We start from the raw sequence: 24,205 nt of genomic DNA, 5'->3' as shown, positions 1-24,205 counted from the left end.
GCCTAGACTGGGGGCGTGACACTGCCTCTAGAATCTCAGACCACCGCGACGACGCTGCGTGAAGAGCTCGACGCGATCATCACCGAGCACGGGGTCACGCACCAGCGTGCCCTCGTGCGCCGCATCCTCGAGTCGGGCGTCGGCCTCGGGCTCGACGAGACGAGCCGGCTCAACCTCAAGATCACGGCGGCCGCGGTCGAGGAGATGCGGGCCGCATTCAAACTGTTCGCCCCGTTTAACGGTGCCCCCAAGGTCACCGTGTTTGGGTCGGCGCGCACGCAGCCGCTCGATCCGCTGTGGCGGCTCACGGAGGACGTCGCCGAGCAGCTCGCCGCGCAGGGTTGGATGGTCGTGACCGGAGCGGGCCCCGGCATCATGGAGGCCGCGGCGACCGGCGCTGGCACGAAGAACTCGCTGGGCGTCTCGATTCGACTGCCGTTTGAAGAGGAGCTTGAGCTCGGCGCCGACTCAGTCGATGAGCAGCGCGTCGTGATGAAGTACTTCTTCACTCGTAAGCTGATGCTGGTCAAGGAGTCGCGCGGGTTCGTGTGCCTGCCCGGGGGCTTTGGCACCATGGACGAGGCGTTCGAACTGCTCACACTGCAGCAAACCGGCAAGATGGACCCGGTACCGATCGTGCTGCTCGACCGCCCCGGCGGGACGTACTGGACACGCTTTGCGAGCTTCATCACTGACGAGCTGGCCGGCGGGGGCTACATTGCCGAGGGGGACCTCGATCGCGTACTCGTCACCGACTCGGCCGAGGCTGCAACGAACGAGGTCACGGGCTTCTGGCACAACTACGACTCGCTGCGCTGGGTTGATCACCAGCTCGTGCTGCGGCTCAAGGCCACGCCCACCGACGACGAGATCGACGCGCTCAATGCTCAATTCTCTGGCCTGCTCGAAGAGGGCCGGATCAACGCAACCGGGCCACTCGCTCCCGAAGTGGCAGACAAAGACAAGCTCGATTTGCCGCGCATCGTGTTCACACCCAGGCGACGGGCGGTAGGTGATCTGCACCGCCTGATCAGGGCGCTGAACGCCCTCGCGAGCGCTACGGCGTAACGTACGCTCTGAGGTGCTGACCGGTGAGCGTCTTGGCGCTGGCGACAATTGCTGCAGGGGTGCCCTCGAACACGATAGTGCCGCCTTCGTGACCGGCGCCGGGACCGAGGTCGATGATCCAGTCGGCGTGCGCCATCACCGCCTGGTGATGCTCGATCACGATGACGCTCTTGCCGGCATCGACGAGCCGGTCGAGCAGCGTGAGCAGCTGTTCGACATCGGCGAGGTGCAGCCCGGTCGTCGGCTCGTCGAGCACGTACACGTCGGCATCCTCGAGCATGTGGATCGCAAGCTTCAAACGCTGCCGCTCGCCGCCCGACAGCGTCGATAGCGGCTGGCCCAACTTGATGTAGCCAATCCCCACGTCCACCAGTTTGGCGAGAATCTTCGCAGCCTTGGGCACCTTTGACTCGGCCCGGGCGAAGAACTCGTGCGCGTCGCTCATGGATAGGTCGAGCACCTCGGCGATGTTTTTACCGCCGAGCGTGTATTCGAGCACGGCGGCATCGAAGCGCTGACCGTCGCACACGGGGCACACGCTCTCCATCGTCGCCATCATGCCGAGGTCGGTGTAGATGATGCCCGCTCCCTTGCACTCGGGGCAGGCGCCCTCGGAGTTCGCGCTGAACAGCGCCGGCTTCACCCCGTTGGCTTTTGCGAAGGCGGTACGAACGGGGTCGAGCAGGCCCGTATAGGTGGCCGGGTTCGACCGGCGCGAGCCCTTAATCGCGCCCTGGTCGACCGTCACCACCCCTTCACGGCCCGACACCGAGCTGCGAATCAGCGAGCTTTTGCCCGATCCGGCGACGCCCGTGAACACGCAAAGCACGCCCAGCGGAACATCAACGTCGACGTTCTTGAGGTTGTTTTCGGTCGCCCCGCGCACCGCGATCGTGCCGGTCGCTGCTCGTACGGACTCCTTCACGCGGGCGCGGTCGTCGAGGTGCACACCGGTGAGCGTGCTCGAGGTGCGCAGCTGCTCGACGGTGCCCTCGAAGCAGATCTCGCCGCCGTGGCTGCCGGCCTGCGGCCCGAGATCGACGACGTGGTCGGCAATCTCGATCATCTCGGGTTTGTGCTCCACCACGAGCACCGTGTTGCCCTTGTCGCGCAGCTTGAGCAGCAGCTGATTCATGCGCTGAATGTCGTGCGGGTGGAGCCCAATCGACGGCTCATCGAATACGTAGGTTGCGTCGGTGAGGGCCGAGCCCAGGTGCCGAATCATCTTGGTGCGCTGCGACTCGCCCCCCGAGAGCGTACCGGTGGGGCGGTCGAGACTCAGGTACCCGAGCCCAATCTGCACGAAAGAATCGAGGGTCTCGATGAGCTTCTGCGTCAGCGGCGCAAGCCCCGGATCATCGATCTTGCGCACCCACTCGGTCAGGTCACTGATCTGCATCGCGCAGACATCGGCGATCGAGTGACCTGCGATGAGCGAGGAGCGGGCCGAGTCGTTGAGGCGCGTGCCGCCACAGGCGGGGCACGCGTGAAACACGATGGCGCGGTCCACGAATGCACGAATGTGGGGCTGCATCGCGTCACGATCTTTCGACAGCATCGACTTTTGAATGCGCGGTATGAGGCCCTCATAGGTGACGTTGACGCCATCGGCTTTCACCTTGAGTGGCTCCTTATAGAGCAGATCGTGCAGTTGCTCTTCGGTGAAGTCCTTGATGGGGGTGTCCATCGGCAACATCGCGCCGAACACGCGGCCGTACCAGCCGTCCATGCTGAAGCCGGGCACGGTGAGCGCGCCATCGTTCAGCGACTTCGATGAGTCGTACAGCTCTTCAAGGGCGAAGTCACTTACACTGCCGCGACCCTCACACTTGGCGCACATGCCCCCGAGCACTTCAAAGCTGCGGCGCTCCTTCACCTGCTTGCCACCCTTTTCGAGGGTGACGGCGCCCGCGCCGCTAATCGACGCAACGTTAAAGGAGAACGCTTGCGGGCCGCCAATGTGCGGCGCCCCGAGGCGCGAATACATGATCCGGAGCATCGCATTCACATCGGTCGCCGTGCCGACTGTCGAGCGTGGGTTCGCTCCCATGCGCTCTTGATCGACGATGATCGCGGTCGTGAGCCCCTCGAGCACGTCGACATCGGGGCGCGCCTGTTGCGGCATGAAGCCCTGCACAAAGGTGCTGTAGGTCTCGTTGATGAGCCGTTGAGACTCGGCCGCAATCGTGCTGAACACGAGCGAGCTCTTGCCCGATCCCGAGACCCCTGTAAACACGGTGAGACGGCGCTTGGGCAGGTCGATATTGACGCTTTTGAGGTTGTGCTCGCGGGCGCCGCGCACGCGAATGATGGTGTGGTCGTCGGCCGGGTGAACGTGCTGTGCGGGGTTCATATCGAAAGCGTAACGCGTGCCACCGACGTTGAGCAGGCTTCCCGGTCAACGAATGTCTAGCGGCGTGTCAGACGACAACCGTATGCTGGGCGGGTGGTCACCGCACCCCCGATTAAGCTCACCGTGAAACCCTGGCCGGCCATCGCCGCGCTGCTCACGGTGCTGGCCGCGCCCGCCTTCTTCGTGTTCGAGGACGTTTTCGCGGGGGCGCTGCTGCTCGTGCTGGGGCTCGCAGCGGCAAGCTACTCTGACCGCGGCGGCTGCGGGGCGGCCTGCTCGCTGCCGCTCACGCGCGACGAACGAAAGCTGTGGGCCGGCCGTGACACCGCGCCGCGACCGCGTTCGCTCCTGCGCGATCTATCGTTGATCGCGCTGGGCCTGGGTATCGTCAGGCTCATTCCGCTTGCCGCACAGCTCGACAACTGGGCGATGGTGCGCTTCACGCTCGCCCTCGGTGGCGCGGTACTCGTGCCCTACCTCGTCTCGCGCTTTATCTACCGCGACCGCGCGACCGGCTTCCCGTGGCGCGGCGGTGGCCGCTGGGGCCGGCTGCACTGGACCTGGCTCGTCGCGGTCGTTGCGCTCGCGTGGCTGTTGCTGCCTGTCTACTTCATGGGATCCGGCGTCTACCAGAACTGGCCCGCCGTCGATTCCCCCGATCAGATCGCTCGGCTCTTCGTTGGCGTCGGTGCCGTCGGTATTTGGGACGAACTGTTCTTCATCTGCACCGTGTTCGCGGCGCTGCTGCGCCACTTTCCGATGTGGGCCGCCAACATCTTGCAGGCAATCGTGTTCGTGTCGTTCCTCTGGGAGCTCGGCTACCGTTCGTGGGGGCCGCTGCTCACGATCCCGTTTGCGCTCGTGCAGGGGTACATCTTCGTGCGCACGCGCTCACTCGCATACGTCGTCACGGTGCACCTGATCTTTGACGCGATTGTGTTTGCGGTGCTCGTGCACGCGCACAATCCGAGCCTCTTTGACTGGTTTCCGCTCGCCGCGTAGCTCGCGGGCCGAGATCGGCCGCGGCAGGGTACTGATCCGGATCCGGAGCAGCCGTGGGCCGGGCCCGTGCCGCGCGTCAGCCCGCGAGCAGCGTGGCGAGGCGGCGCACCGCGAACTCGTAGCCCTGCACGCCGCAGCCCACGATTACGCACTCGGCAATGTCTGACACGTAGGAGTGGTGTCTGAAGGTCTCGCGAGCGTGCACGTTCGAGATGTGCACCTCGGCGACCGGCAGCGCGACGCCGGTGAGCGCGTCGCGGATCGCGACCGAGGTGTGCGTGAAGGCACCAGGGTTGATGATGATTGCGGCGCAGTCCTCGCGGGCGGCGTGGATCGCGTCGATGAGCTCGCCCTCGTGGTTGCTCTGCACGCTGCGCGTCTCGAGGCTGTACTCGTGGGCGACGCGCGCTACGAGCGCCTCGACGTCTGCGAGCGTCTCGGCTCCGTAGATTTCGGGTTCACGGGTGCCCAGCAGATTTAGGTTGGGGCCGTTTACCAGCAAAATGCGTCTCGTCATGGCGCCCTCTCATAATTGGTCTTGCCCCATCGTATCGGCGCAGGGCTTCGTGCAGCGACCGTAAGGTACCTTTGTGTGGTGACTGAACAGCAGCCTCAGACCCGCAAGCAGTACGACCCGTCGACCTTTCGCGATAAGCCCGTTTCGTTCGTGCGCCGCGGTGGCCGCATGACCGAGTCCCAGGATCGTGCCTGGAGCGACGACGACGGCCAGTACCTATTGCCGATTGAGCACGGCCCGGCGACGGCGAGCCTCGGTGAGGGGCAGACCGGTGACCCCGTCGAGCTGTATGGCCGCGATGCTCCGCTCACGGTCGAGGTGGGATCAGGACAGGGTCACGCGATTTTGCACGCCTGCCAGCAGCACCCCGACCGCAACTTTCTCGCTGTCGAGGTGTTTCAGGGCGGTCTCGCCCGCACGATTCTGGGGGCTGTTGAAGCGGGAGTGACCAACCTCAAGCTCGCTGAGGTGAATGCCCCTGAGCTGCTCGAGAAGTACCTGCCGGCGGGTTCGGTCGATGAGGTCTGGGTGTTCTTTCCGGATCCCTGGCACAAGGCCAAGCACAACAAGCGTCGCCTCATCAACCCTGATTTCGTGGCGATCGCGCACCGTGCGCTGCACGAGGGTGGCACGCTGCGCCTCGCGACCGACTGGCAGGAGTACGCCGACCAAATGCGTGAGGTGCTCGACGAGGCGCCCGAGTTTGTGCGCGCGTTCGAGGGGGAGTGGGCCGAGCGTTACGAGGGCCGCGTGATGACCGCCTTCGAGCGTAAGGGGCTCGACAAGGGACGCGACATTCGCGACCTCACGTACACGCGGGTGTAGGTTCGACCCTTGGCGACCTCTTGTTCCCAACAGCTCGAGCGCCTCAGATGCCCCAGTTTGTTTGATTTAGCTACCCGTAGCTCAAACAAACTGGGGCATTTGTGACTGATGTGAGCGGTGAATTAACTTCGTCCACAGGGGGCTAGAAGGCGGCATTATTGGTCACTTCAGCAGTGGGCTGTGGAGAACGATTTATAACGCTCCACGCAGTTTTAGCATCGGGCCATGCGACGGCTTACACCTATTCATGCTCCAGGCCTCGAAGCAGCAGTCGTGCACGTGAACGAACTGCGGGGCGCCGGTGTAAAACACTGGAGGGCAAATGCGGGGGACCTGGGCGTACCGATGCGCGGTACCCGAGCGAGGCCAGATATCGACGCGTCGAGTTTCGCGGCGCGTGTCACGGCTGCCCAACTGCTGATGAGCGAAGGGAAGTTCGTTTCACGCCGAAGCGCGGCTGAATGTCATGAGATCCCAGTGCCGCGCACCGGGCAGAGAATTGAAGTAGGCGCTGTGCGCCCGCATAAGCCGCTGAGAAGGCCTGAAGTTGCGGGTCATCAGATCCAAGACGGGGTGCTCCGTCAGCTACCAACCGGGCCACTGTGGCTACCGACACCCGCCGAAACCTGGGCACTATTGGCCGCTGTGTGTAGTGTCGATGAACTGATTGTTGCAGCGGATCACCTCATTTCGACGACCCGTCGAGGAGGTGCCCGGCCAGTTCCACTAGAGACGTTGTCGATGACGCTCGAACGTTTTGCTCGCTGCCAGGGGGTCCAGAAACTGAGAACAGCGATGGCTCATGTGCGGCATGGCGTTGCCTCACCACCAGAAACTCACCTGCGGCTACTCATTGTTCGATCGGGGTTTGAAGAACCGCTGACCAATTGTCCCGTCGTGACGCCCGAAGGGACACTTCACTCAGATCTTGGGTATCCGAAATGGCGCATAGCGATTGAATACGAGGGCGGTTACCACTTCGAGAATGGCCCCGGCCAGCGTAAGTTCGACAACGAGCGTTGCGAGCGAATGCGTGACGCAGGGTGGACGGTGCTCACCTTGACATCGATCGAACTCAAATCACCCGGCCGTTTTCTGCGACGGTTGGCACGTGCGATCGATCGAGCGCGACAGATGCCCCAAAATATTTGATGTAGGGGCAGCTAAACCGTACGCAGTGGGGCGTTTGTGACCGACAATGACGCCGAAGTCTCGAGGCAGGAGTAGCGTGGAGGCATGAGCGAAGCCGCTGCACACCGAGTGATCGACCCGAGTGTGCTGTACCTGGGCACACCGGCGTACCTGGTTGTGACGCAGAACCCCGACGGTTCAGTAAACCTCGCGCCCGCTTCGAGCCACTTCGCGCTGGGCCGCACGATTGTGCTGGGACTCGAAGAGGGCGGCCAGTCGCTCGATAACGCGAGGCGGCACGGCGAGATCACCGTGAACTTTCCGTCGGCCGATCAGTGGCAGCACGTTGAACGTCTCGCAGGAGTTACCGGCAAAGACCCGGTGCCCGTAGACAAGCCCGGCTACGAATACGAACCGCACAAGTTTGAGCGGGCGAAGCTCACCCCCACCCCATCCGACCTCGTCGACGTGCCGCGGGTAGCCGAGGCACCCATTCAACTGGAGGCACGCGTGCGCCGCATCACCGACGGCGTGCAGTACGACGGAGTGAGTGCCACCTATGGCATCGTCGAGGCCGAGGTGGTGCGGGTACACGCACGCAACGAGATCACCGTGCCCGGCACAGACCACCTCGACCCCGCAGCTTGGCACCCACTGCTTTACGCCTACCGCCACTTCTTCGACCGCGGCGCCGAGGTCGGCTGGACCCGCAAGAGCCCGGTCGCCCAGCTGCCCGCCGCCGTAGACCGGTGGGAGCTCAGCGGGGGCACGTGGCGCGTACACGGCGTCACCGACGCCCAAGCCATTGTCGAACTACGGCGCTGCGACGGCGGCGAAATCGCAGACCTTGTCACCCTCACCGACCCGCGAGAGCTGCGCTGGGCACGGGTGCAACTTGCCGCCCAACCCGCCCAACACGAGGAGAACCGATGACGACACCCGCAACCAACACCGCGTGGGCCAAAGCCCTGGGGCTCACAGCTCCCATCGTGTGCGCGCCGATGGGAGGAGCCGCGGGTGGGCGCCTCGCCGCTGCGGTTTCCCGTGCGGGTGGGCTCGGCATGATCGGTATGGGAAGCGCCGGGTCGGCCGTTGCCCTGGAGCGCGAGCTCGCCGCGTTTGAGCAAGCGCTCGCCGCAGACTCAGCGCTCGCCGCAGACCAGGCACCCGTCGCACCACCGCTCGGTATCGGCATGGTCGACTGGGGCATCGTCAAGCACCCCGATATGCTCGAGCGCGCGATCGCCGCGAAGCCCGCCCTCATTTCGGTGAGTTTTGGTGACTGGCGGCCCGGCGGCCAGACACCTAAATGGATCACGCAGGTGCAAGCAGCGGGGCTGCGCACCATCGCGCAGGTTGCGACCGTCGCAGAAGCACAAGCAGCCGCCGGTGCGGGCATCGACGCGGTAGTTGCACGCGGGCTCGAGGGTGGTGGCCACGGCGATCACGCCGAGCCGCTCGCGCGGCTGCTCGACGACGTGCTCGCAGCGGTAAAGGTTCCGGTGCTCGCCGCGGGCGCGATCACGACAACGACAGACGTGCAGCGTGTACTCAACGCGGGCGCCGCCGCGGCCTGGGTGGGCACCGCGTTTGCGGCCTGTGAGGAATCGCTCACCCCGCCCGCGGCGAGGGCCGCGATGATCGCGGCGCGCGGATCCGGCACGATGGTGACGCGCGTCTACGACGTCGCGCTCGACCGGCCCTGGCCTGCGAAGTTTCCTGAGCGGCTCATTCCGACGTCGTTTATCACCGAGTGGCAGGGGCGCGAAGCCGAGCTCGCGCGCGACGAAGTGGCCAAGCGCGAGTTCGCGGCCGCGTGCGCGGCGGGCGACTTCACCGTCGTGCCCGTCGACGCGGGGCAGGGAGTCGACGCCGTGACGCGCGTGCGGCCCGCCGCAGAGGTGCTGCGCGAACTCGCGGGGTGGTAACCGGGCGGTGCTAGACTGGGCCCATATTGTGAATATCGGCCATCAAGCTGTGGCGGGAGAGCTCGGGCATGCGTGCCCGGCGCCGTAGGAGCAAACCCTCCCCGGGAATCTCTCAGGCCCACGTACCGTCGCAGCGAGGCAACTCTGGAAAGCAGCGCGCTACAACGTGCTCACCGACGGTGCAAGGGCGCCGCGCTCCGGGCAACCAGCCCGGCCGCGACCCGAATCTCTCAGGTCCAGTAACAGAGCGGGGAGGATCCCACGCCCATTTGCGCGCCCGCGCACTTTCGAGACGAGATCCTCTTGAGCGTTACTCCTACCCACCGCACGTTCGCCGATCGCCACATGGGCGTCACGGCCGCCTCTGACCGCGCCGCAATGCTCGGCGCGCTCGGCCTCGATAGCCTCGAAGCGCTTGTAGACGCGGCAGTGCCCGCCGACATTCGTATGGACGCGCCGCTCGATTTGCCCGGCGCGCGCAGCGAAGAAGAGATCCTCGCTGACCTGCGTGAGCTCGCGAACCAGAACACGGTGAAGACGCAGATGATTGGGCAGGGGTTCTACGACACCCACACGCCGCCCGTCATTCGCCGCAACGTGCTCGAGAGCCCGGCCTGGTACACCGCGTACACGCCCTACCAGCCCGAGATCTCGCAGGGCCGTCTCGAAGCGCTACTCAACTTTCAGACCATGGTGTCTGACCTCACCGGCCTCGACGTCGCGAACGCGTCGATGCTCGACGAGTCATCGGCCGCGGCCGAAGCCGTGCTGCTGATGCGCCGCGCCAGCAAAGCGGCCCCCACGGCGAAGGCCGTGATCGACCAGAACCTCTTCCCGCAGACCATCAACGTGATCATGGGCCGCGCCGAGGCGCTCGACTTCACGGTCGAGGTCGCGGACCTCTCGCAGGGGTTGCCCGAGGGCGACATTTTTGGCATCGTGCTGCAGCAGCCCGGCGGTGACGGCGCGGTCGTCGACCACGCCGCGATCATCGCCGAGGCCAAAGCGCGCGGCGCGATGACCACGGTCATCGCCGACCTGCTCGCGCTCACGCTCATCACCTCGCCCGGTGAGCAGGGCGCCGACGTCGCCGTCGGCAACACTCAGCGTTTTGGCGTGCCGCTGTTCTATGGCGGGCCGCACGCCGCCTACCTCGCGATTCGGGCGGGCCTCGAGCGCGCGCTGCCCGGCCGCCTCGTGGGTGTCTCGCGCGACGCCGAGGGCCGCCAGGCGTACCGTCTCGCGCTGCAGACCCGCGAGCAGCACATTCGTCGCGAAAAGGCCACGAGCAACATCTGCACCGCGCAGGCCCTGCTCGCGATCACTGCCTCGATGTACGTGCTGTACCACGGCGCCTCGGGGCTCAAGGGCATCGCTGAGCGCGCCCACGCGCACGCCCGCACCATCGCGAACGGCCTCACCTCTGCTGGGATTAGCGTCGCGAGCGCCGCGTTCTTCGACACTGTCACGGCGATCGTGCCGGATCGCGCAGATGCCGTGATTGCGGCAGCGGCCGACCGCGGCATTAACCTGCGCAGCATCGACGCAGACACGGTGGGTATTTCGACCGACGAGACGACCACCGCGCAGCACGTGGCGAGCGTGCTCGAGGCGTTCGCGGCCGCGGGCTTCGACGTCGCAGTACCCGAAGCCGCAGAGCTGGGCGACTACAGCTTCGACGCGCAGCTCGCGCGCACGAGCGAGTACCTGACGCACCAGATCTTCCACGAGATGCGCTCTGAGACACAGATGCTGCGCTACCTGCGCCGCCTCGCAGACCGCGATCTGGCGCTTGACCGCACGATGATTCCGCTCGGTTCGTGCACCATGAAGCTTAACTCGACCGCCGAGATGGAGTCGATCTCATGGCCCGAGTTCGCGGGCATTCACCCGTACGCCCCGGCCGAGCAGACGGCGGGCTGGCGTGCGCTGTTCGAAGACCTTGAGCGCCGCCTCGTCGAGATCACGGGCTACGCGGGCGTCTCGGTGCAGCCGAACTCGGGTGCCCAGGGAGAGTATGCGGGTCTCAACGCGATTCGTGCCTACCACGTTGCGCGCGGTGAAGCCGAGCGTACGATCTGCCTGATTCCCGCCTCTGCTCACGGCACGAACGCGGCCTCGGCCGTGCTCGCGGGCATGAAGGTCGTCGTGGTGAAGAACACCGAGACCGGCACAATCGATATGGCTGACCTGAAAGCCAAGATCGAGAAGCACGCGAGCGAACTCGCCGCGATCATGATCACGTACCCGTCGACCTATGGCGTGTACGACACTGATGTGCGTGAGGTGTGCGCGCTCGTGCATGACGCGGGCGGCCAGGTGTACATTGACGGCGCCAACATGAACGCGCTCGTGGGCGTCGCCCAGCCCGGCAAATTTGGCGGCGACGTCTCGCACTTGAACCTGCACAAGACCTTCGCGATTCCGCACGGCGGCGGCGGCCCGGGCGTAGGTCCCATCGGCGTGGCTGAGCACCTGCTGCCCTACCTGCCCGCTGACCCGCGTGCTGCGGCGGGCGCGGCCGGCTCGGCGACCCCGGTGGTGGCCACGCTGTTTGGCTCGGCCGGTGTGCTGCCGATCTCGTACGCGTACATCGCGATGATGGGCGGCGAAGGCCTCACCGACGCGACTCGTCACGCGCTGCTCGGGGCGAACTACATTGCTGCGCGGCTGCGCGACCAGTTTCCCATTCTCTTCACCGGCCCGGGCGGGCTCGTCGCACACGAGTGCATTCTCGACCTGCGTGAGCTCACCAAGCTCTCGGGCGTCACCGCAGAAGATGTCGCGAAGCGGCTCATCGACTTTGGGTTCCACGCCCCGACGCTCGCGTTTCCCGTCGCGGGCACGCTGATGGTTGAGCCGACCGAGTCTGAGGCACTCGACGAGATCGAGCGGTTCATCGAGGCGATGGTGGCGATTCGCGCCGAGATTCAAGAAATCATCGACGGTCGTTTCGACGTCGCCGATTCACCGCTGCGTAACGCGCCGCACACCGCAGAGGGCGTCATTGCGGGGGAGTGGACCCGCCCGTACAGCCGCGAACAGGCCGCGTACCCGGTGGCACGGCTGCGCACCGACAAGTACTTTGCCCCCGTCGCCCGCATCGACGGCGCGTTTGGCGACCGCAACCTCGTGTGCGCCTGCCCCGCCCCCGAAGCGTTCGAAGACTAAGCACGACTCGACGAAGGAAGGCCACACACCGATGAGTGACCCGCAGAATGCCGTGAAGCAGACCCCGCTGCACGCTGAACACGAGGCGCTGGGCGCATCGTTTACCGACTTTGGCGGCTGGGACATGCCGCTCAAGTACGGCTCAGAGCTTGCCGAGCACCGCGCCGTGCGCGGCGCCGCCGGGCTCTTTGACCTCTCGCACATGGGCGAGGTGCGCGTGAGCGGCCCCGAGGCCGCGACGTTCTTGAACACCGCGCTCGTGGGCAACCTCGCCGTCATGGCGGTGGGCCGCGCAAAATACTCGGTGATCTGCAACGCCGAGGGCGGCATCATTGATGACCTGATCAGCTACCGGCTCGCAGACGACGAGTACCTCGTGGTGCCCAACGCGGGTAACGCCGCCGCGGTGTTTGCCGAGTTCGAAGAGCGCGCCCAGGGCTTCGACGTGACCCTTGTCGATGAGACGTTGTCGACCGCGCTCGTTGCAGTGCAGGGCCCCGCGGCCGCCGAAATCTTGCTTGCGCTTGTCGGCGAGGGCGACCGCGACGCCGTGCGCGACATGAAGTACTACGCCGCGGCACCCGTAGAAGTGCTGGGGGCAGTGGCGCTCGTCGCCCGCACGGGGTACACCGGCGAGGACGGCTTCGAGGTGTACGTGCCGAACGACCGTGCCGCCGAGTTGTGGCGCGCACTGCTTGAAGCGGGCGCAAGCCACGGGCTGATTCCGGCAGGCCTCGCGGCCCGTGATTCGCTGCGCCTCGAGGCGGGCATGCCGCTCTACGGTAACGAGCTCGGTGTCGACACGACCCCGTTTGAGGCTGGCCTTGGCAGCATCGTCTCGTTTAAGAAAACCGAACAGTTCGTGGGGCGCGAAACGCTCGAGGCGCTGCGCGAGCAGAGCCCCACACGCGTGCTCGTAGGGCTTACGGGCGCGGGCCGTCGTGCGGGCCGCGGCGGTTACGCCGTCTCGGTGAACGGTGAACAGGTGGGCGAGATCACAAGCGGCCAGCCGAGCCCCACGCTCGGTCACCCGATTGCCCTCGCCTACGTCGCACCCGAGCACGCCGCGGTCGGTACAGCCGTCGAGGTCGACCTGCGGGGTAAGCCCGAACCGTTCGAGGTCGTCGCGCTGCCCTTCTACAAGCGCGGCGCGTAGCACGCCTACCCATCGCACAAACTTCAACACACCATCACACACCTTAAGGAATCAACTATGAGCACTGTAAAGACCGGACTGCGTTACTCAGCCGAGCACGAGTGGCTGACGAGCGAGAGCCCCGCCACGATCGGTATTTCTGAGGTCGCGGCTGACGCTCTCGGTGAGATCGTCTACGTCGACCTGCCCGAGGTGGGCACCGCCGTCACTGCGGGCGAGGTGTGCGGCGAGGTCGAGTCGACCAAGTCGGTGTCTGAGATCTACTCGCCCGTGACCGGTGAGGTCGTTGAGCGCAACGAGGCCGCGATCGAAGACCCCGCCCTCATCAACTCCGACCCCTACGGCGCCGCGTGGCTGTTTAAGGTTGCCGTCACCGAAGAGGGCCCGCTGCTCACTCCCGAGGAGTACGCGGCCGAGAACGACGCGCAGGTCGCGTAGCCGGTTCACCATACTAAGGAGGCAGCGTGGCCGTTAGCGTGTTCGACCTGTTCAAGGTAGGCATAGGCCCATCAAGCTCGCACACCGTCGGGCCGATGCGGGCCGCACACCACTTTGTGGCGCGCCTCGCCCACGCTCGCCTCCTCACCCGCGCCCGGTCGCTCGACGTGCACCTCTACGGTTCGCTCGCGGCGACCGGGCGCGGCCACGGCACCCTCACTGCCGTGCTGCTCGGGCTCGAGGGATTCGACCCAGAGCAGGTGCTGCCCACAGAGGTCGATGCCGCACTGGGCCGCATCGAATCAAGCGGCGAGATTCGCGTGGGGGCGCAGCTGAATCCCACCGGCACAAGCGCACCCATGATCCGGATCAGCACGAACGATCTCGTGCTGCACCCGCTTACGGTGCTCGCGCGACACACGAACGGCATGCGCCTTGCCGCGTTCGATGCCGCGGGTGACCTGCTCGACGAGCAGACCTACTTCTCAGTAGGCGGCGGGTTCGTCGTGCGCGAGGGCGCAGAGGACGACGTACGCGACCGGCTTGAGGCTGCGGTCGCAGCCCAGCCGTACCCGTTTACGACCGCGCGTGAGCTGCTCGCGCACGCGCGCGCGACGGGGCTTTCGATCGCGGGCGTCATGCGCGCGAACGAGCGCGTCACGCGCAGCGACGAAGAGATTGACGCGGGGCTTGCGCACCTGTGGCTCGTAATGGAGGCGTGCAAAGACTCGGCCCTCACTCGCACCGGCACGCTACCCGGCGGACTCGAAGTGCGCAGGCGCGCGCCCGAGTGGCACCGTCGCATGCGAGAGCGCGACCCGCACCGCGACCCCGAGTTTTGGCAGGAGTGGATCAATCTCGTCGCGCTCGCTGTGAACGAGGAGAACGCGTCGGGTGGGCGCGTGGTGACGGCCCCCACGAACGGGGCGGCGGGCATTATTCCGGCCGTGCTGTTCTATGCGGTGCACTACGCCCCCGGCGCGCGTGACTGGAGCGAAGCCCATAAAGCGCGAGTCATCGCCGAGTTTCTGCTGACGGCGGCGGCCGTCGGCGTGCTGTACAAAGAACAGGCATCGATCTCGGGCGCTGAGGTGGGCTGCCAGGGCGAGGTTGGGTCGGCGTCTTCGATGGCGGCAGCGGGCCTCGCGCACGCGCTGGGCGGCACCCCCGAGCAGGTTGAGAACGCCGCCGAGATCGCGATGGAGCACAATCTCGGGCTCACCTGTGACCCGGTCGGTGGGCTCGTGCAGATTCCATGCATTGAACGCAACGCGATTGCCGCGTCGAAGGCGGTGAACGCCGCGAAGATGTCCCTCATGGGCGACGGTTCGCACCACGTCACGCTCGACCAGGTGATTGCGACAATGCGCGATACCGGCCGTGACATGAGCGATAAGTACAAGGAAACCTCGCGCGGTGGGCTCGCCGTGAATGTCATCGAGTGTTAGCGGCGTCGCGGGCGTCATACGATTGATCGCATGAGTGAAACCCCGCGGCCCACTATTGCCGAGCGTCTCGACGCACTCCCGTTTACGCGCAAGCACCGCAAAGTGCTTACGGGCTCGGGCATCGGGTGGGCGCTCGACGCGATGGACGTGGGGCTGATCTCGTTCATCATTGCGGCGCTCACGCAGCACTGGGGTATCACGAGCGGCGAAGCCGGGCTCATCGCATCGATCGGCTTTGTTGGCATGGCGATCGGTGCGAGCCTCGGCGGGCTGCTCGCCGACCGGTTCGGCCGCCGCCAGATCTTTGCCATCACGCTGCTGATCTACGGCATCGCGACGGGCGCGAGCGCACTCGCGGGCGGCGTGGCGATCTTGCTCGTGCTGCGGTTCTTTGTTGGCCTCGGCCTCGGTGCCGAGCTGCCCGTCGCCTCCACCTATGTCAGCGAGTTCGCACCCGCCCGCATTCGCGGCCGCATCATCGTGATCCTTGAAGCATTCTGGGCGGTCGGTTGGACGGCCTCGGCACTTATCGGTTACTTCGTGGTGCCGGCGTCTGAGCACGGTTGGCGCTGGGCGTTCGCACTTGGTGCGATCCCCGCTGTCTGGGCCATGGTCGTGCGTTGGGCGCTGCCCGAGTCGCCCCGCTGGTTGGGCGGCCGCGGCCGCACGGCAGAAGCAGAGCAGGTCGTGGCAAGCTTCGAGGCTGCGGCGGCTGCCTCCCCGGGTCATTCTGCGATGGCTGCCTCCCCGGGTCATTCTGCGGCGGCTGTCTCCCCGGGTCATTCTGCGGCGGCGCAGCCGATCGCAGAATCCACCCCCGCCCCACGCACGGGCTCGCGTGTCGCCGCGCTCTGGTCACGTGAGCTGCGCGGCCGCACACTCGCCATCTGGACGGTCTGGTTCTGCGTCAACTTCGCGTACTACGGTGCGTTTATCTGGATCCCGAGTATCCTCGTCGACGCGGGGTTCAGCCTCGTACGCTCCTTCGGATTCACCCTCATCATCACGCTCGCGCAGCTGCCGGGTTACGCCGTGGCGGCGTGGCTCATCGAAGTCTGGGGGCGCAGGCTCACACTGTCGGTGTTTCTTGCGGGCTCAGCCGTCTCGGCGATCCTGTTCGGCACGGTGCACGCAGAGGGCGCGATCATCGCGACGGGCATGGCGCTATCATTCTTCAACCTCGGCGCGTGGGGCGCGCTGTACGCGGTGACGCCCGAGCTGTACCCGACCTCGCTGCGTGGCACGGGCGCCGGCTGGGCTGCAGGGTTCGGCCGCATCGCATCGATCATCGCCCCGCTCACCGTGCCGGTGATGCTCGCGGCCGGCGGATCCGGCCTTACATTCGCGGTTTTCGCGATCTTCTTCGTCGTCGCGGCCGCAGCCACCTGGGGGCTCGTCGATCGCCGCGGCGCGGCGCTCGAAGACTAACTGCGCTGGCGCTTCGCTCCGGATCAAGCCGGTGTTACAGGGCGGCGAAAGTAGTGACGAGAAGTGTGATGCCGAAGCCGGTGAGCGCACCGCCCGTGATGCGGCTGAGGAGTTTGCGTGGCAGGCGCACGGCGGTCCAGGCGCCAATGACAACGCCAACCGCAGCGATCGACCCGATCATGGCGCCGACTCCGATATTGATCGCGCCAACCTGGGCGTACCCGGTCACCGCAAATAGGGTGAGCGGAATCTGAATGACCTGGCTCGCTGCGATAGCGGGAAGTGCTGGCACGCGCAGCATGAGTAGAGCTGGCACGAGAAACACCGGGCCGCCCGTGCCGGTGAGGGCCGAGGCGAAGCCGACGAGCACACCAATGGTGACGATGCGCGGGGTGGGAATCGTCGTGATCGGCCGGTCAGGCGCAGCGCCGGGCCGGGCGAGGCGCCTGAGGTGGAGCAAGCCGGCGCCCGTCACCAACACTGCCAGCGGCATGAGGGCGACAGCATCGGGTAACCATTGATTGGAAAATGCTCCTACAAGTGCGCCCGGCGCGATGCCGAGTGTCAGCCGCCATACGAACGGCCATGACATTTCGGCATGACGGGCGTACATTACAGTGCCCACGACTCCAGTGAACAAGAACGCCCAGCTGCTCGTTTGCTACCTCAACAAAAACTTTGGTGCAAAGGTTGTGGGGATTCGTGGAATCCGCCTCAACCTTTGCACCAGTACCCTGATCCGGAGCCTGCCGGCACCTAGGCCGCGAGCGCCTCGGTGGGGGAGACCTTGGCGGCGCGCATGGCGGGTAGCATGCCCGCGATCGCCCCCACGATGATCGTGACGCCGATTCCGAGGGCCACAATAGCGGGCGGTATCGTCGCGGTCCAGCCGTTCGCCGCGGCGACGCCGGCGGTGATGCCGATACCGAGCACGGCACCCACGAGTCCGCCGTATGCCGACAGCAGCACGGCCTCCACGAGAAACTGGTGCCTGATGTGGCGTCGGGTGGCGCCGAGGGAGCGCCTCAGCCCAATCTCACGGCGACGCTCGAGCACCGTGATGACCATGGTGTTGGCCACGCCGATGCCGCCGACGAGCAACGCGATCGATCCGACACCGACGAGCAAGCCGGTGAACTCCTGATCGATGGTGTTCTGCGCGGCGAGCGCATCGGACGGGCGACTCACCTGCACCTCGCCCGGTGCCTGTGGGCTCACGGTCGCGGGAATCAGCTCTCGAATCGCGCCGACCCGATCTTCAGCTGACCGCTCGTAGATCGTGGTGGGGTGGCCAGCGAAGCCTAGGTCGGAAGCCGCCTGCTTCTGGCCGATGAGGGCCATTGTGTCGAGTTCGGGGGCGAGCGGGCTGGGCGCAAGTAACCCTGCGACGGTGTAACTTTTGCCGTCAATTGTGACGGTAGAACCGGGCACAGTGATGCCCAGGCGCTTTGCCGCGGTCGCCCCGAGAACCGTCACTGGGTACTGCGACGTTGCCTCGTTGAGCCAAACGCCGCGAGCGAGCGTGGCCGAAGTCGCCTCGGGCAGGGTCTGGCCGGCCGCAGCAACCTTGAGCCCAGATGTCTCACCCGGGTCAATGAAACCGTTGCGGTACACGCCCACGTCTTTGAGCTCAGCGATCCAGCCGACCTCTGTGACACCTTCAACGCGTTTGAGTCGTTCGGGGGAGTCTGCGGGGAGCTTGGCCTGCTCGCCGGTGATTGACTTGCCCGCCTGCACAGTCAGCTGATTCGTGCCAAGCGCGGCGAGCTTCTCTTGCACCTTCGCCTCACTCGACATCGAAATGCCGATGACCGAGATCATCGCGGCAATACCAATCGCGATACCGAGCGCAGAAAGCGTGGCGCGCATGGGGTGCGCGCGAAGCCCTTGAATGCCCAGACGCATAAGGTCTGAGACCCGCAAACGCGAGCGTGTCGGCTCAGACAAGAGCCACCTCCCTCGAATCAGATTGGATCACGCCGTCGCGCACCGCGATCCGGCGCGGCAGCTGGGCCGCGAGATCACGGTCGTGCGTGATGACCAGCACGGTCGTGCCGTCGGCGTTCAAGCTGCGCAGCACGTCCATGACCTGAGCGCCCGACTGGGTGTCGAGCGCCCCAGTGGGCTCATCAGCGAGAATGAGCGGTGGGTCGCCGATCACAGCGCGCGCGATGGCGACGCGCTGCCGCTGGCCGCCCGAAAGCTGTTTGGGTTTGTGATCGGCGCGGTCTTCGAGCCCGACACGACCGAGCGCTACGCGAGCGCGCTCCCGCCGTTCAGCGAGCGGCACACCAGAATAGAGCAGGCCGGTCGCGACGTTATCGGTCGCGCTCAAACTGTCTTCGAGGTGGTACTGCTGAAACACAAACCCGATGGTGCGCGAACGAAGAGCCGATAATTGAGCGTCCCCGAGATCAGACACCCGACTGCCGCCGATCGTGACTTCGCCGCTCGAAGGGCGGTCGAGCGTGCCGATCAGGTTGAGGAGCGTCGACTTGCCCGAACCGCTGGGGCCGGTGATCGCCACCATTTCGCCCGCGTCGATCTGAAAGCTCACACTGTCGAGCGCCACGGTGGGCGGGGCGCCGTACTCACGACTAACTCCGCTGAGCTCAATGAGCGGCTCAGCTGCGCCGGTGTGTGGCGTTGTCATTCAGACACCACCACGTTGTCGCCCTTGCGCAGTTTTCCGCCTGTGACCTCGACATTGCCGCTCGCAAACGCGCCAAGCTCGACCGGCACACGCTTGATCTTTGTACCCGTCTGCACATCAACGGCGTAGCCGCCGCCGGGCTGGGCAAGCAGTGCGCGCACGGGCACAGTGAGTGCGTTTTCACGCACCGTCTTCGTGACGCTGAGTCCTACACTCACATCAGAAAAGGCTTCGGCGGCCGCCTGGTCAGCGAGTGCGACCGTGACGGGCAGCTTGAGGGACTTCTGCCCCGACTTGTCCTCGCGTTCAACGGGGGCACCCACGGAGCTCACGGTGCCCTTGGTCTGCGTACCGTCGGGCAAAGCCAGATCAACCTCAGTGCCCTCCTGTAGCAGGTCGCGCAGTTCGGGCGCGACATCGGCCGTAACCGTCTTGACGGTACCGGTTGCTGTGAACGCACTGGCCGAAGCAGCGCTTCCCTCACGCGACTTTTGCTCGGCAACACGCAGATCGCCTGGGCTAAACACGACGCGACCAAGATCTATCTTGCCGGTGCGGGGCATACCTAGGGCCTCCTCCCAATTGCCGATCGCATACTGTGTGTTCCAGTCAAAAATGTCATCGGGCTCGTACTCGAAGAACCCGAGAGCCGCGAGATTCTGTTCGAGCTGCTGTACGTCCTTGCCGCGCGTCATGCCCGGTTCGAGTGTGCGCCAGGCAGGCAACGCGCCGTGCATGAGCGTGACGGGCTTGTCGTCCACCCGCATCAGCTCGTTGCCCAACCCGATTAGGGATCCCGCCTTCGGCATCGACGTGATTGTGCCCTGTAACTGGGTGCCCACCTCTTGTGCGCCGCCAAACGATAGCTTGCCCTTTGCTTCGACCCGCTCGGTGAGGGCGCCCTCCTCTGCCGCCACTGTTTCTGTGGTGGGCTGGGCAGCGTCGGCCTCGGGCGCGGGCTGTGCCAGCAGCGCGGTCACACCAGCGCCAGCTCCCAGCGCAAGCACGGCAGCCCCCGCGATGATCACAGTTTTGCGCTTCGTGCTCATTCTGCCGACCCCGATGCGCCCTCGGTGTCGCCCTCGGCGCCGCCCTGCGCGGGCGAAGCGAGACCGGCCTCGACTGTGCAGCGCTCAATATCTGCCGGATCAGCGTCGGGCACACCCCACTGCTGCACACTCATGCCGCTCGACGAATCGACGGGCTTGGGATCTGGCATGTCATAGCCGGCTGCGCGCATGCACTTGGCCATGTCGAGCATCATGCTCGTGAGCTCGGCGTCATCGGGTACATCAGAGGCGACAGGGGCGGCGCCGAGCTTTGTGGTGCAGGCGGTCTGCGCGGCACCGTAGTCGCCGCCCTCGCTTGCACCCGGGGCAACCCCGCTCGTGTCGGCATTCATGGGAATACCCGCGTCAAGGTCGACGCCCTCGGCCTTCATGCACTTCTCAAATTCGTGCTGCCACTCTTCAGCGCCCATCTCGGCTGTCTTGGCGAGATCACCGGTAGTGCCGGGTGAAGCCTGCGTGCTGCATCCCGCCAGTGTGGCCACAGCGGTCAGGCCAATGAGCGCGATTGCGGCGGGGGTCATACGTGAATCAGTCACAGTGAGATCCTTCGTTCGAAGTGGGGGTGAAATCGCGACCCAAGAGGCGAGCCGCGCCCTGCCGTGTTTGGCGGGGATGAATCCATCTCATCGAACGTGAGGTTGCGACGGGGTAAAGGTAGACACTTACCTTTTCTTTACCGGCCGCGTGCTTAACTGCGTGATTGACTTGCATAAGAAACACGAACCCGATGCAGCCGCCATAGAAAGCCGCCATAGAAAGTGAGACACTCGTGCGTGTACTGATCGTCGAAGACGAGCCCTACCTGGCAGACGCCATCAAGGCGGGGCTTGCGCTCCAGTCGATCGCCTCAGACATCGCCCAGCGCGGTGATGAAGCGCTCGCTGCCGTCGAACTTGGTTCGTACGATGTGGTGCTGCTCGACCGTGACCTGCCTGGCCTGAGCGGTGACGATGTGTGCCGTGAACTCAATGCGCGTGAGACACGCCCAGCCATTCTCATGGTCACGGCCGCCAGGCGCCTCGGCGACAAAGTCGATGGTTTCGAACTCGGCGCAGACGACTATCTTGCAAAACCTTTTGATTTTGAAGAGCTTGTGGCGCGCGTGCGTGCACTCGGTCGCCGCAAATTCACCACGCTCCCGCCGCAGCTGCACGCGGCGGGCGTTACGCTCGACCCATTTCGCCACGAGGTCTATCGCAACGGTCGGTTTGTTCGGCTTAGTCGCAAAGAGTTTGCCGTGCTCGACGTGCTCATGCGTGACCCGGGTCGCGTGGTGAGCGCCGAAACACTGCTCGAAAAGGCATGGGACGAGAATGCAAACCCCTTCACCCAATCAGTGAAGGTGACGATCAGCACGCTGCGCCGCAAGCTTGGTGAGCCCTGGGTGATCCGCACTGAGCCGGGCGTGGGGTATGCGATCGATCTCAACACAGATTCGACAGACGCCCGTGGCTGAGCTGGTGAGACGGCGCAGGCTCACAGTGCGTGCGCGGCTCGCGCTCTCGTATGCGCTGCTCGTCACGATCTGTGGCGCGGTTCTGATCACCATTGTGACGGTGTTTATGAGCATGGTGCCCAGCTACTCGTTTGGTGCCACGGGGCTGCAAATTCAGCTCGAACCGGGGGTGCAGCTCGACCCCGACGCAGGGATCAGGGTTGCAACACAAGACGACATGTTGCGCGTGCTCGTGACGGTTTCCGTGGTGGCGCTCGCAGTGCTCGCGCTTGCGACCGCGGCCGTGGCCTGGCTGCTGGCAGGTCGCATGCTGCAGCCGCTCGCCGAGGTCAACGAAGCGGCGAAGCGCGCGGCGACGGGTGAACTCGATCACCGTATCGGGGCAACCGGGCCGCGTGATGAAATCTCTGAGCTCGCCGACACGTTCGACACGATGCTTGCCGAGATTGAGCGCTCGGTCGAAGCACATCGGCGGTTTGCCGCGAACGCGTCGCACGAGCTGCGCACGCCACTCGCGACGACACGCACGATGCTCGACGTCGCGCTGGTCACGCCCGGAGGGCCCGACCGTGCGCTGCTCACTCGCCTGCGTGAGGTCAATGAGCGCAGCGTCGAGACCGTCGAGGCGCTGCTCGATCTCGCCGAGATCGAGGGCACGGGCCAGGGAGCCCCGGCCGAGCTGGTCGATCTCGTGCCGCTCGTTGCTGGTGAGGCTTCGCGCTGTTCTGATCTGGCGAGCGCGCACGACGTCACCGTGCAGGTGGCCACGCGGGCTCCGGATCAGCCAGCGCCCGTGCGTGGCAGCGCCGTGCTGCTGCGGCAGCTCGTGCAAAACCTCGTGCAGAACGCGGTGCAGCACAATGTGCCGGGTGGCAGCGTACAAGTGGAGGTGAGCCGCGAAGGGGAGTTCGCGGTGTTGCGTGTGTCGAACACTGGCGCTGAGCTGCGAGACACGGCGCTGGAGCGGTTGCTTGAGCCCTTCGCTCGCGGGGAAGACCGGGTCGGCGGTGGCCGGCGCGGGTTGGGGCTATCGATTGTGCGTGCAATCGTGGCCCGCCACGGGGGGAGCCTCGCGCTGCATGCCAGAACCGGTGGTGGTCTCACCGCAGAGGTGCGACTGCCCGCGGGTTAGCGGCCGAACAGGCGCGCGAACAACCCTGGGCGGGCTGTGCGGGCGGCGTCGACCTCGGCCTGGGAGTGCTTGCCACTGCACCAGTTAGATGCGGGCACGCTCTTCTTAACCATTGCGACGTGCTGGCCACAGCCAGCCCACGTCGTCTTCTGGCAGGTGCGGCAAGTGGTGGGTCGGCACATGGGGCGCTCCGATCGGGTAGATGGGTCATTGAATACCTGCGGGGGTATTTGTGGACTAACTATACCCCCTCGGGTATTGTTGGTGTCAAGAGCAATAAGCGCGGAGGACATTGTCATGGAAATTGAATCGCAGCAGGATGCGCGGCATGATGCGCAGACCAAACGCAAGATTGTCAACCGGTTGCGCCGTGCCCAGGGGCAGCTGGGGGCAGTGATCGACGCGATTGAGCGAGACGAGCACTGCCGAGATGTCGTGCAGCAGTTATCGGCGGTATCAAAAGCGATCGACCGTGCGGGATTCCTGGTGATCTCGACGGCGCTTCAAGAGTGCCTTACTAACCCCGATGCAGAGGGTGCACCCGACAAAGAAGAACTCGAGAAGCTGTTTATGTCGCTGGCGTAGCGGGGGTGTGCGGTTCGCGCCAGAATGTGCTGAGCGTGAGGCCCGAGGGCAGCTCGATCGAGCCGTGGCGTTCGTAGCCGAGAGTCATGTAGCGCAGGTCATTTGCCGGGTTTGACGACTCTAGATAGGTTGGTGCCTCAAGCGAATCGAAATGCGCGAGGTTCGCGGCGAGTAGCCCCATGCCGAGATTGTGCCCTCGGTGATCGGGGTGCGTGGCGAGCAAGCTCAAATAGTAATGCGGTTCGGTTGGGTGTGCGGCTTCGAAGCGCTCAGAAGCCAAGAAGAGTTCATCGCGCTTAGCCATACCGAGAAGCTGTGCCGCAAAATCGCTAAAGTTGGCGTCTTCAGTCTCAGACAGCTCTGCGCCGCCCGGCGGTAGCCACACCGTGGTGGCGGCCACGGGTGAGGTTCCAGGTGGTGTCGGCGCGGGCGGGGCTGCGACGTAAGTGTGGGGGTACCGCTGTGCGCTCGTTACAAATAGTTTCCAGTACTGCCGTGCGACAGACAGGTCGCCGGCCAATGGTCCCGCCAGCATCGGCCCCCACATCGGGTCGCCTGCAAACGCGAGGGTGATTGTCTCGATGATCGCGTCCACGCGATCTGCCGGATGCGGTGCGAGTAGCTGCTGCGTCATTGAAACTCCTTGTGCCTGCGCGAGCGGTAACCTCGAACATATCAGCGTGCCGTGAGCCAGAACATAGATCTAGAACGGCCGTTCTTTGGGTACGCTGCGGGCGGCCCTGCGCTCGTATTCTGCACGGAGCTCTGTGCCGCAGTCGCGGTCGCAGAACTCGGGGTAGTTGCAGCCGCAGGTGATGGCGTGCTTCTCGAGGGCGGTGAGCCG

At 65.3% G+C, this 24,205-nt stretch carries 22 protein-coding genes, 1 pseudogene and 1 riboswitch; of the genes and pseudogenes, 14 read left to right on the top strand and 9 right to left on the bottom strand.

The window, feature by feature from the left end:
- The first annotated feature begins 15 nt into the window (after nt 1-15).
- Nucleotides 16-1,068, top strand: coding sequence for an LOG family protein (locus ACXR2W_RS06865; protein ID WP_458813536.1), 1,053 nt, complete (start codon nt 16-18; stop codon nt 1,066-1,068).
- On the opposite strand, the gene ACXR2W_RS06860 is transcribed toward ACXR2W_RS06865, so the two are convergent.
- Nucleotides 1,058-3,421, bottom strand: coding sequence for an ATP-binding cassette domain-containing protein (locus tag ACXR2W_RS06860; RefSeq protein WP_458813534.1), 2,364 nt, complete (start codon nt 3,419-3,421; stop codon nt 1,058-1,060). The genes ACXR2W_RS06865 and ACXR2W_RS06860 overlap by 11 nt on opposite strands.
- Before the next feature lie 93 nt (nt 3,422-3,514).
- Here ACXR2W_RS06860 and ACXR2W_RS06855 point away from each other — a divergent pair, with 93 nt between their 5' ends.
- Nucleotides 3,515-4,423, top strand: a complete 909-nt coding sequence (locus tag ACXR2W_RS06855) for a CPBP family intramembrane glutamic endopeptidase (RefSeq protein ID WP_458813532.1) — start codon at nt 3,515-3,517, stop codon at nt 4,421-4,423.
- Between the two features lie 76 nt (nt 4,424-4,499).
- On the opposite strand, the gene aroQ is transcribed toward ACXR2W_RS06855, so the two are convergent.
- The gene (aroQ, locus tag ACXR2W_RS06850; RefSeq protein ID WP_458813530.1) at nt 4,500-4,940 is read right to left on the bottom strand and encodes a type II 3-dehydroquinate dehydratase; all 441 of its coding nucleotides are present in this window, start codon (nt 4,938-4,940) and stop codon (nt 4,500-4,502) included.
- Between the two features lie 78 nt (nt 4,941-5,018).
- On the opposite strand from aroQ, the gene trmB reads away from it, so the two are divergent.
- The 9 genes from trmB to ACXR2W_RS06805 all read left to right on the top strand — a co-directional run bounded on the left by trmB (nt 5,019) and on the right by ACXR2W_RS06805 (nt 16,465).
- Nucleotides 5,019-5,765 carry a tRNA (guanosine(46)-N7)-methyltransferase TrmB gene (trmB, locus tag ACXR2W_RS06845; protein ID WP_458813528.1) on the top strand — a complete coding sequence of 249 codons (747 nt, stop codon included), beginning with the start codon at nt 5,019-5,021 and terminating at the stop codon, nt 5,763-5,765.
- Nucleotides 5,766-6,506: 741 nt separating this feature from the next.
- Entirely contained in the window at nt 6,507-6,917 is a 411-nt protein-coding gene (locus ACXR2W_RS06840) for a putative endonuclease domain-containing protein (RefSeq protein WP_458813526.1), read from the top strand.
- Nucleotides 6,918-7,001: 84 nt separating this feature from the next.
- Nucleotides 7,002-7,829 (top strand): flavin reductase family protein, encoded by an 828-nt coding sequence (locus ACXR2W_RS06835; protein WP_458813524.1) that lies wholly within the window; start codon nt 7,002-7,004, stop codon nt 7,827-7,829.
- Complete coding sequence (locus tag ACXR2W_RS06830) at nt 7,826-8,824, top strand: NAD(P)H-dependent flavin oxidoreductase (protein WP_458813522.1); 999 nt, start codon at nt 7,826-7,828, stop codon at nt 8,822-8,824. The genes ACXR2W_RS06835 and ACXR2W_RS06830 overlap by 4 nt, the downstream gene beginning before the upstream one ends.
- Nucleotides 8,825-8,867: 43 nt before the next feature.
- Nucleotides 8,868-8,962, top strand: a riboswitch (glycine riboswitch).
- Between the two features lie 165 nt (nt 8,963-9,127).
- The gene (gene gcvP / locus ACXR2W_RS06825) at nt 9,128-11,995 is read left to right on the top strand and encodes an aminomethyl-transferring glycine dehydrogenase (RefSeq protein ID WP_458813520.1); all 2,868 of its coding nucleotides are present in this window, start codon (nt 9,128-9,130) and stop codon (nt 11,993-11,995) included.
- Nucleotides 11,996-12,026: 31 nt separating this feature from the next.
- Nucleotides 12,027-13,151 carry a glycine cleavage system aminomethyltransferase GcvT gene (gene gcvT, locus ACXR2W_RS06820; protein ID WP_458813518.1) on the top strand — a complete coding sequence of 375 codons (1,125 nt, stop codon included), beginning with the start codon at nt 12,027-12,029 and terminating at the stop codon, nt 13,149-13,151.
- 57 nt (nt 13,152-13,208) lie between these two features.
- Nucleotides 13,209-13,589, top strand: a complete 381-nt coding sequence (gene gcvH, locus ACXR2W_RS06815; protein ID WP_458813516.1) for a glycine cleavage system protein GcvH — start codon at nt 13,209-13,211, stop codon at nt 13,587-13,589.
- A 26-nt stretch (nt 13,590-13,615) separates the two neighbouring features.
- Nucleotides 13,616-15,037: an L-serine ammonia-lyase gene (locus tag ACXR2W_RS06810; protein ID WP_458813514.1), complete on the top strand. Its 1,422-nt coding sequence runs from the start codon at nt 13,616-13,618 to the stop codon at nt 15,035-15,037.
- Between the two features lie 30 nt (nt 15,038-15,067).
- Nucleotides 15,068-16,465 carry an MFS transporter gene (locus ACXR2W_RS06805; protein WP_458813512.1) on the top strand — a complete coding sequence of 466 codons (1,398 nt, stop codon included), beginning with the start codon at nt 15,068-15,070 and terminating at the stop codon, nt 16,463-16,465.
- Nucleotides 16,466-16,499: 34 nt separating this feature from the next.
- Here ACXR2W_RS06805 and ACXR2W_RS06800 read toward each other — a convergent pair.
- The 5 genes and pseudogenes from ACXR2W_RS06800 to ACXR2W_RS06780 form a co-directional block, all read right to left on the bottom strand.
- A pseudogene (locus ACXR2W_RS06800) lies at nt 16,500-17,111 on the bottom strand (sulfite exporter TauE/SafE family protein); the annotation flags it as partial.
- Nucleotides 17,112-17,221: 110 nt separating this feature from the next.
- Complete coding sequence (locus ACXR2W_RS06795; protein WP_458813510.1) at nt 17,222-18,412, bottom strand: ABC transporter permease; 1,191 nt, start codon at nt 18,410-18,412, stop codon at nt 17,222-17,224.
- On the bottom strand, nt 18,405-19,118 hold the full coding sequence (locus ACXR2W_RS06790) for an ABC transporter ATP-binding protein (protein WP_458813508.1): 714 nt from the start codon (nt 19,116-19,118) through the stop codon (nt 18,405-18,407). Before ACXR2W_RS06790 ends, ACXR2W_RS06795 begins: the two co-directional genes overlap by 8 nt.
- The gene (locus ACXR2W_RS06785) at nt 19,115-20,167 is read right to left on the bottom strand and encodes a peptidoglycan-binding protein (protein WP_458813506.1); all 1,053 of its coding nucleotides are present in this window, start codon (nt 20,165-20,167) and stop codon (nt 19,115-19,117) included. The genes ACXR2W_RS06790 and ACXR2W_RS06785 overlap by 4 nt, the downstream gene beginning before the upstream one ends.
- Nucleotides 20,164-20,724, bottom strand: a complete 561-nt coding sequence (locus ACXR2W_RS06780; RefSeq protein WP_458813504.1) for a hypothetical protein — start codon at nt 20,722-20,724, stop codon at nt 20,164-20,166. Before ACXR2W_RS06780 ends, ACXR2W_RS06785 begins: the two co-directional genes overlap by 4 nt.
- Before the next feature lie 233 nt (nt 20,725-20,957).
- On the opposite strand from ACXR2W_RS06780, the gene ACXR2W_RS06775 reads away from it, so the two are divergent.
- Together ACXR2W_RS06775 and ACXR2W_RS06770 are read left to right on the top strand one after the other, a co-directional pair.
- Nucleotides 20,958-21,644, top strand: a complete 687-nt coding sequence (locus tag ACXR2W_RS06775) for a response regulator transcription factor (protein ID WP_458813502.1) — start codon at nt 20,958-20,960, stop codon at nt 21,642-21,644.
- Nucleotides 21,601-22,776, top strand: a complete 1,176-nt coding sequence (locus tag ACXR2W_RS06770; RefSeq protein WP_458813500.1) for a sensor histidine kinase — start codon at nt 21,601-21,603, stop codon at nt 22,774-22,776. Before ACXR2W_RS06775 ends, ACXR2W_RS06770 begins: the two co-directional genes overlap by 44 nt.
- Here ACXR2W_RS06770 and ACXR2W_RS06765 read toward each other — a convergent pair.
- Nucleotides 22,773-22,958 carry a DUF8730 family Cys-rich protein gene (locus tag ACXR2W_RS06765; RefSeq protein ID WP_458813498.1) on the bottom strand — a complete coding sequence of 62 codons (186 nt, stop codon included), beginning with the start codon at nt 22,956-22,958 and terminating at the stop codon, nt 22,773-22,775. The two genes, ACXR2W_RS06770 and ACXR2W_RS06765, sit on opposite strands and share 4 nt — an antisense overlap.
- A 115-nt stretch (nt 22,959-23,073) precedes the next feature.
- On the opposite strand from ACXR2W_RS06765, the gene ACXR2W_RS06760 reads away from it, so the two are divergent.
- The gene (locus ACXR2W_RS06760; protein WP_458813496.1) at nt 23,074-23,361 is read left to right on the top strand and encodes a metal-sensitive transcriptional regulator; all 288 of its coding nucleotides are present in this window, start codon (nt 23,074-23,076) and stop codon (nt 23,359-23,361) included.
- Here ACXR2W_RS06760 and ACXR2W_RS06755 read toward each other — a convergent pair.
- Nucleotides 23,345-23,995: a GNAT family N-acetyltransferase gene (locus tag ACXR2W_RS06755; RefSeq protein ID WP_458813494.1), complete on the bottom strand. Its 651-nt coding sequence runs from the start codon at nt 23,993-23,995 to the stop codon at nt 23,345-23,347. The two genes, ACXR2W_RS06760 and ACXR2W_RS06755, sit on opposite strands and share 17 nt — an antisense overlap.
- Nucleotides 23,996-24,205 lie beyond the last annotated feature (210 nt).

The sequence above is a fragment of the Leucobacter faecis genome, from assembly GCF_054456695.2.
This window is presented reverse-complemented; position numbering and strand designations above follow the sequence as displayed.

Excerpts from the sequence above, each read along its gene's own strand:
- ACXR2W_RS06835 (WP_458813524.1), top strand. The coding sequence starts at position 7,002 with ATGAGCGAAGCCGCTGCACACCGAGTGATCGACCCGAGTGTGCTGTAC.
- ACXR2W_RS06860 (WP_458813534.1), bottom strand. The coding sequence starts at position 3,421 with ATGAACCCCGCACAGCACGTTCACCCGGCCGACGACCACACCATCATT.
- ACXR2W_RS06785 (WP_458813506.1), bottom strand. The coding sequence starts at position 20,167 with ATGAGCACGAAGCGCAAAACTGTGATCATCGCGGGGGCTGCCGTGCTT.
- ACXR2W_RS06770 (WP_458813500.1), top strand. The coding sequence starts at position 21,601 with ATGCGATCGATCTCAACACAGATTCGACAGACGCCCGTGGCTGAGCTG.
- ACXR2W_RS06755 (WP_458813494.1), bottom strand. The coding sequence starts at position 23,995 with ATGACGCAGCAGCTACTCGCACCGCATCCGGCAGATCGCGTGGACGCG.
- aroQ (WP_458813530.1), bottom strand. The coding sequence starts at position 4,940 with ATGACGAGACGCATTTTGCTGGTAAACGGCCCCAACCTAAATCTGCTG.
- ACXR2W_RS06760 (WP_458813496.1), top strand. The coding sequence starts at position 23,074 with ATGGAAATTGAATCGCAGCAGGATGCGCGGCATGATGCGCAGACCAAA.
- ACXR2W_RS06805 (WP_458813512.1), top strand. The coding sequence starts at position 15,068 with ATGAGTGAAACCCCGCGGCCCACTATTGCCGAGCGTCTCGACGCACTC.
- gcvT (WP_458813518.1), top strand. The coding sequence starts at position 12,027 with ATGAGTGACCCGCAGAATGCCGTGAAGCAGACCCCGCTGCACGCTGAA.
- gcvH (WP_458813516.1), top strand. The coding sequence starts at position 13,209 with ATGAGCACTGTAAAGACCGGACTGCGTTACTCAGCCGAGCACGAGTGG.
- ACXR2W_RS06765 (WP_458813498.1), bottom strand. The coding sequence starts at position 22,958 with ATGTGCCGACCCACCACTTGCCGCACCTGCCAGAAGACGACGTGGGCT.
- ACXR2W_RS06840 (WP_458813526.1), top strand. The coding sequence starts at position 6,507 with ATGACGCTCGAACGTTTTGCTCGCTGCCAGGGGGTCCAGAAACTGAGA.
- ACXR2W_RS06830 (WP_458813522.1), top strand. The coding sequence starts at position 7,826 with ATGACGACACCCGCAACCAACACCGCGTGGGCCAAAGCCCTGGGGCTC.
- ACXR2W_RS06790 (WP_458813508.1), bottom strand. The coding sequence starts at position 19,118 with ATGACAACGCCACACACCGGCGCAGCTGAGCCGCTCATTGAGCTCAGC.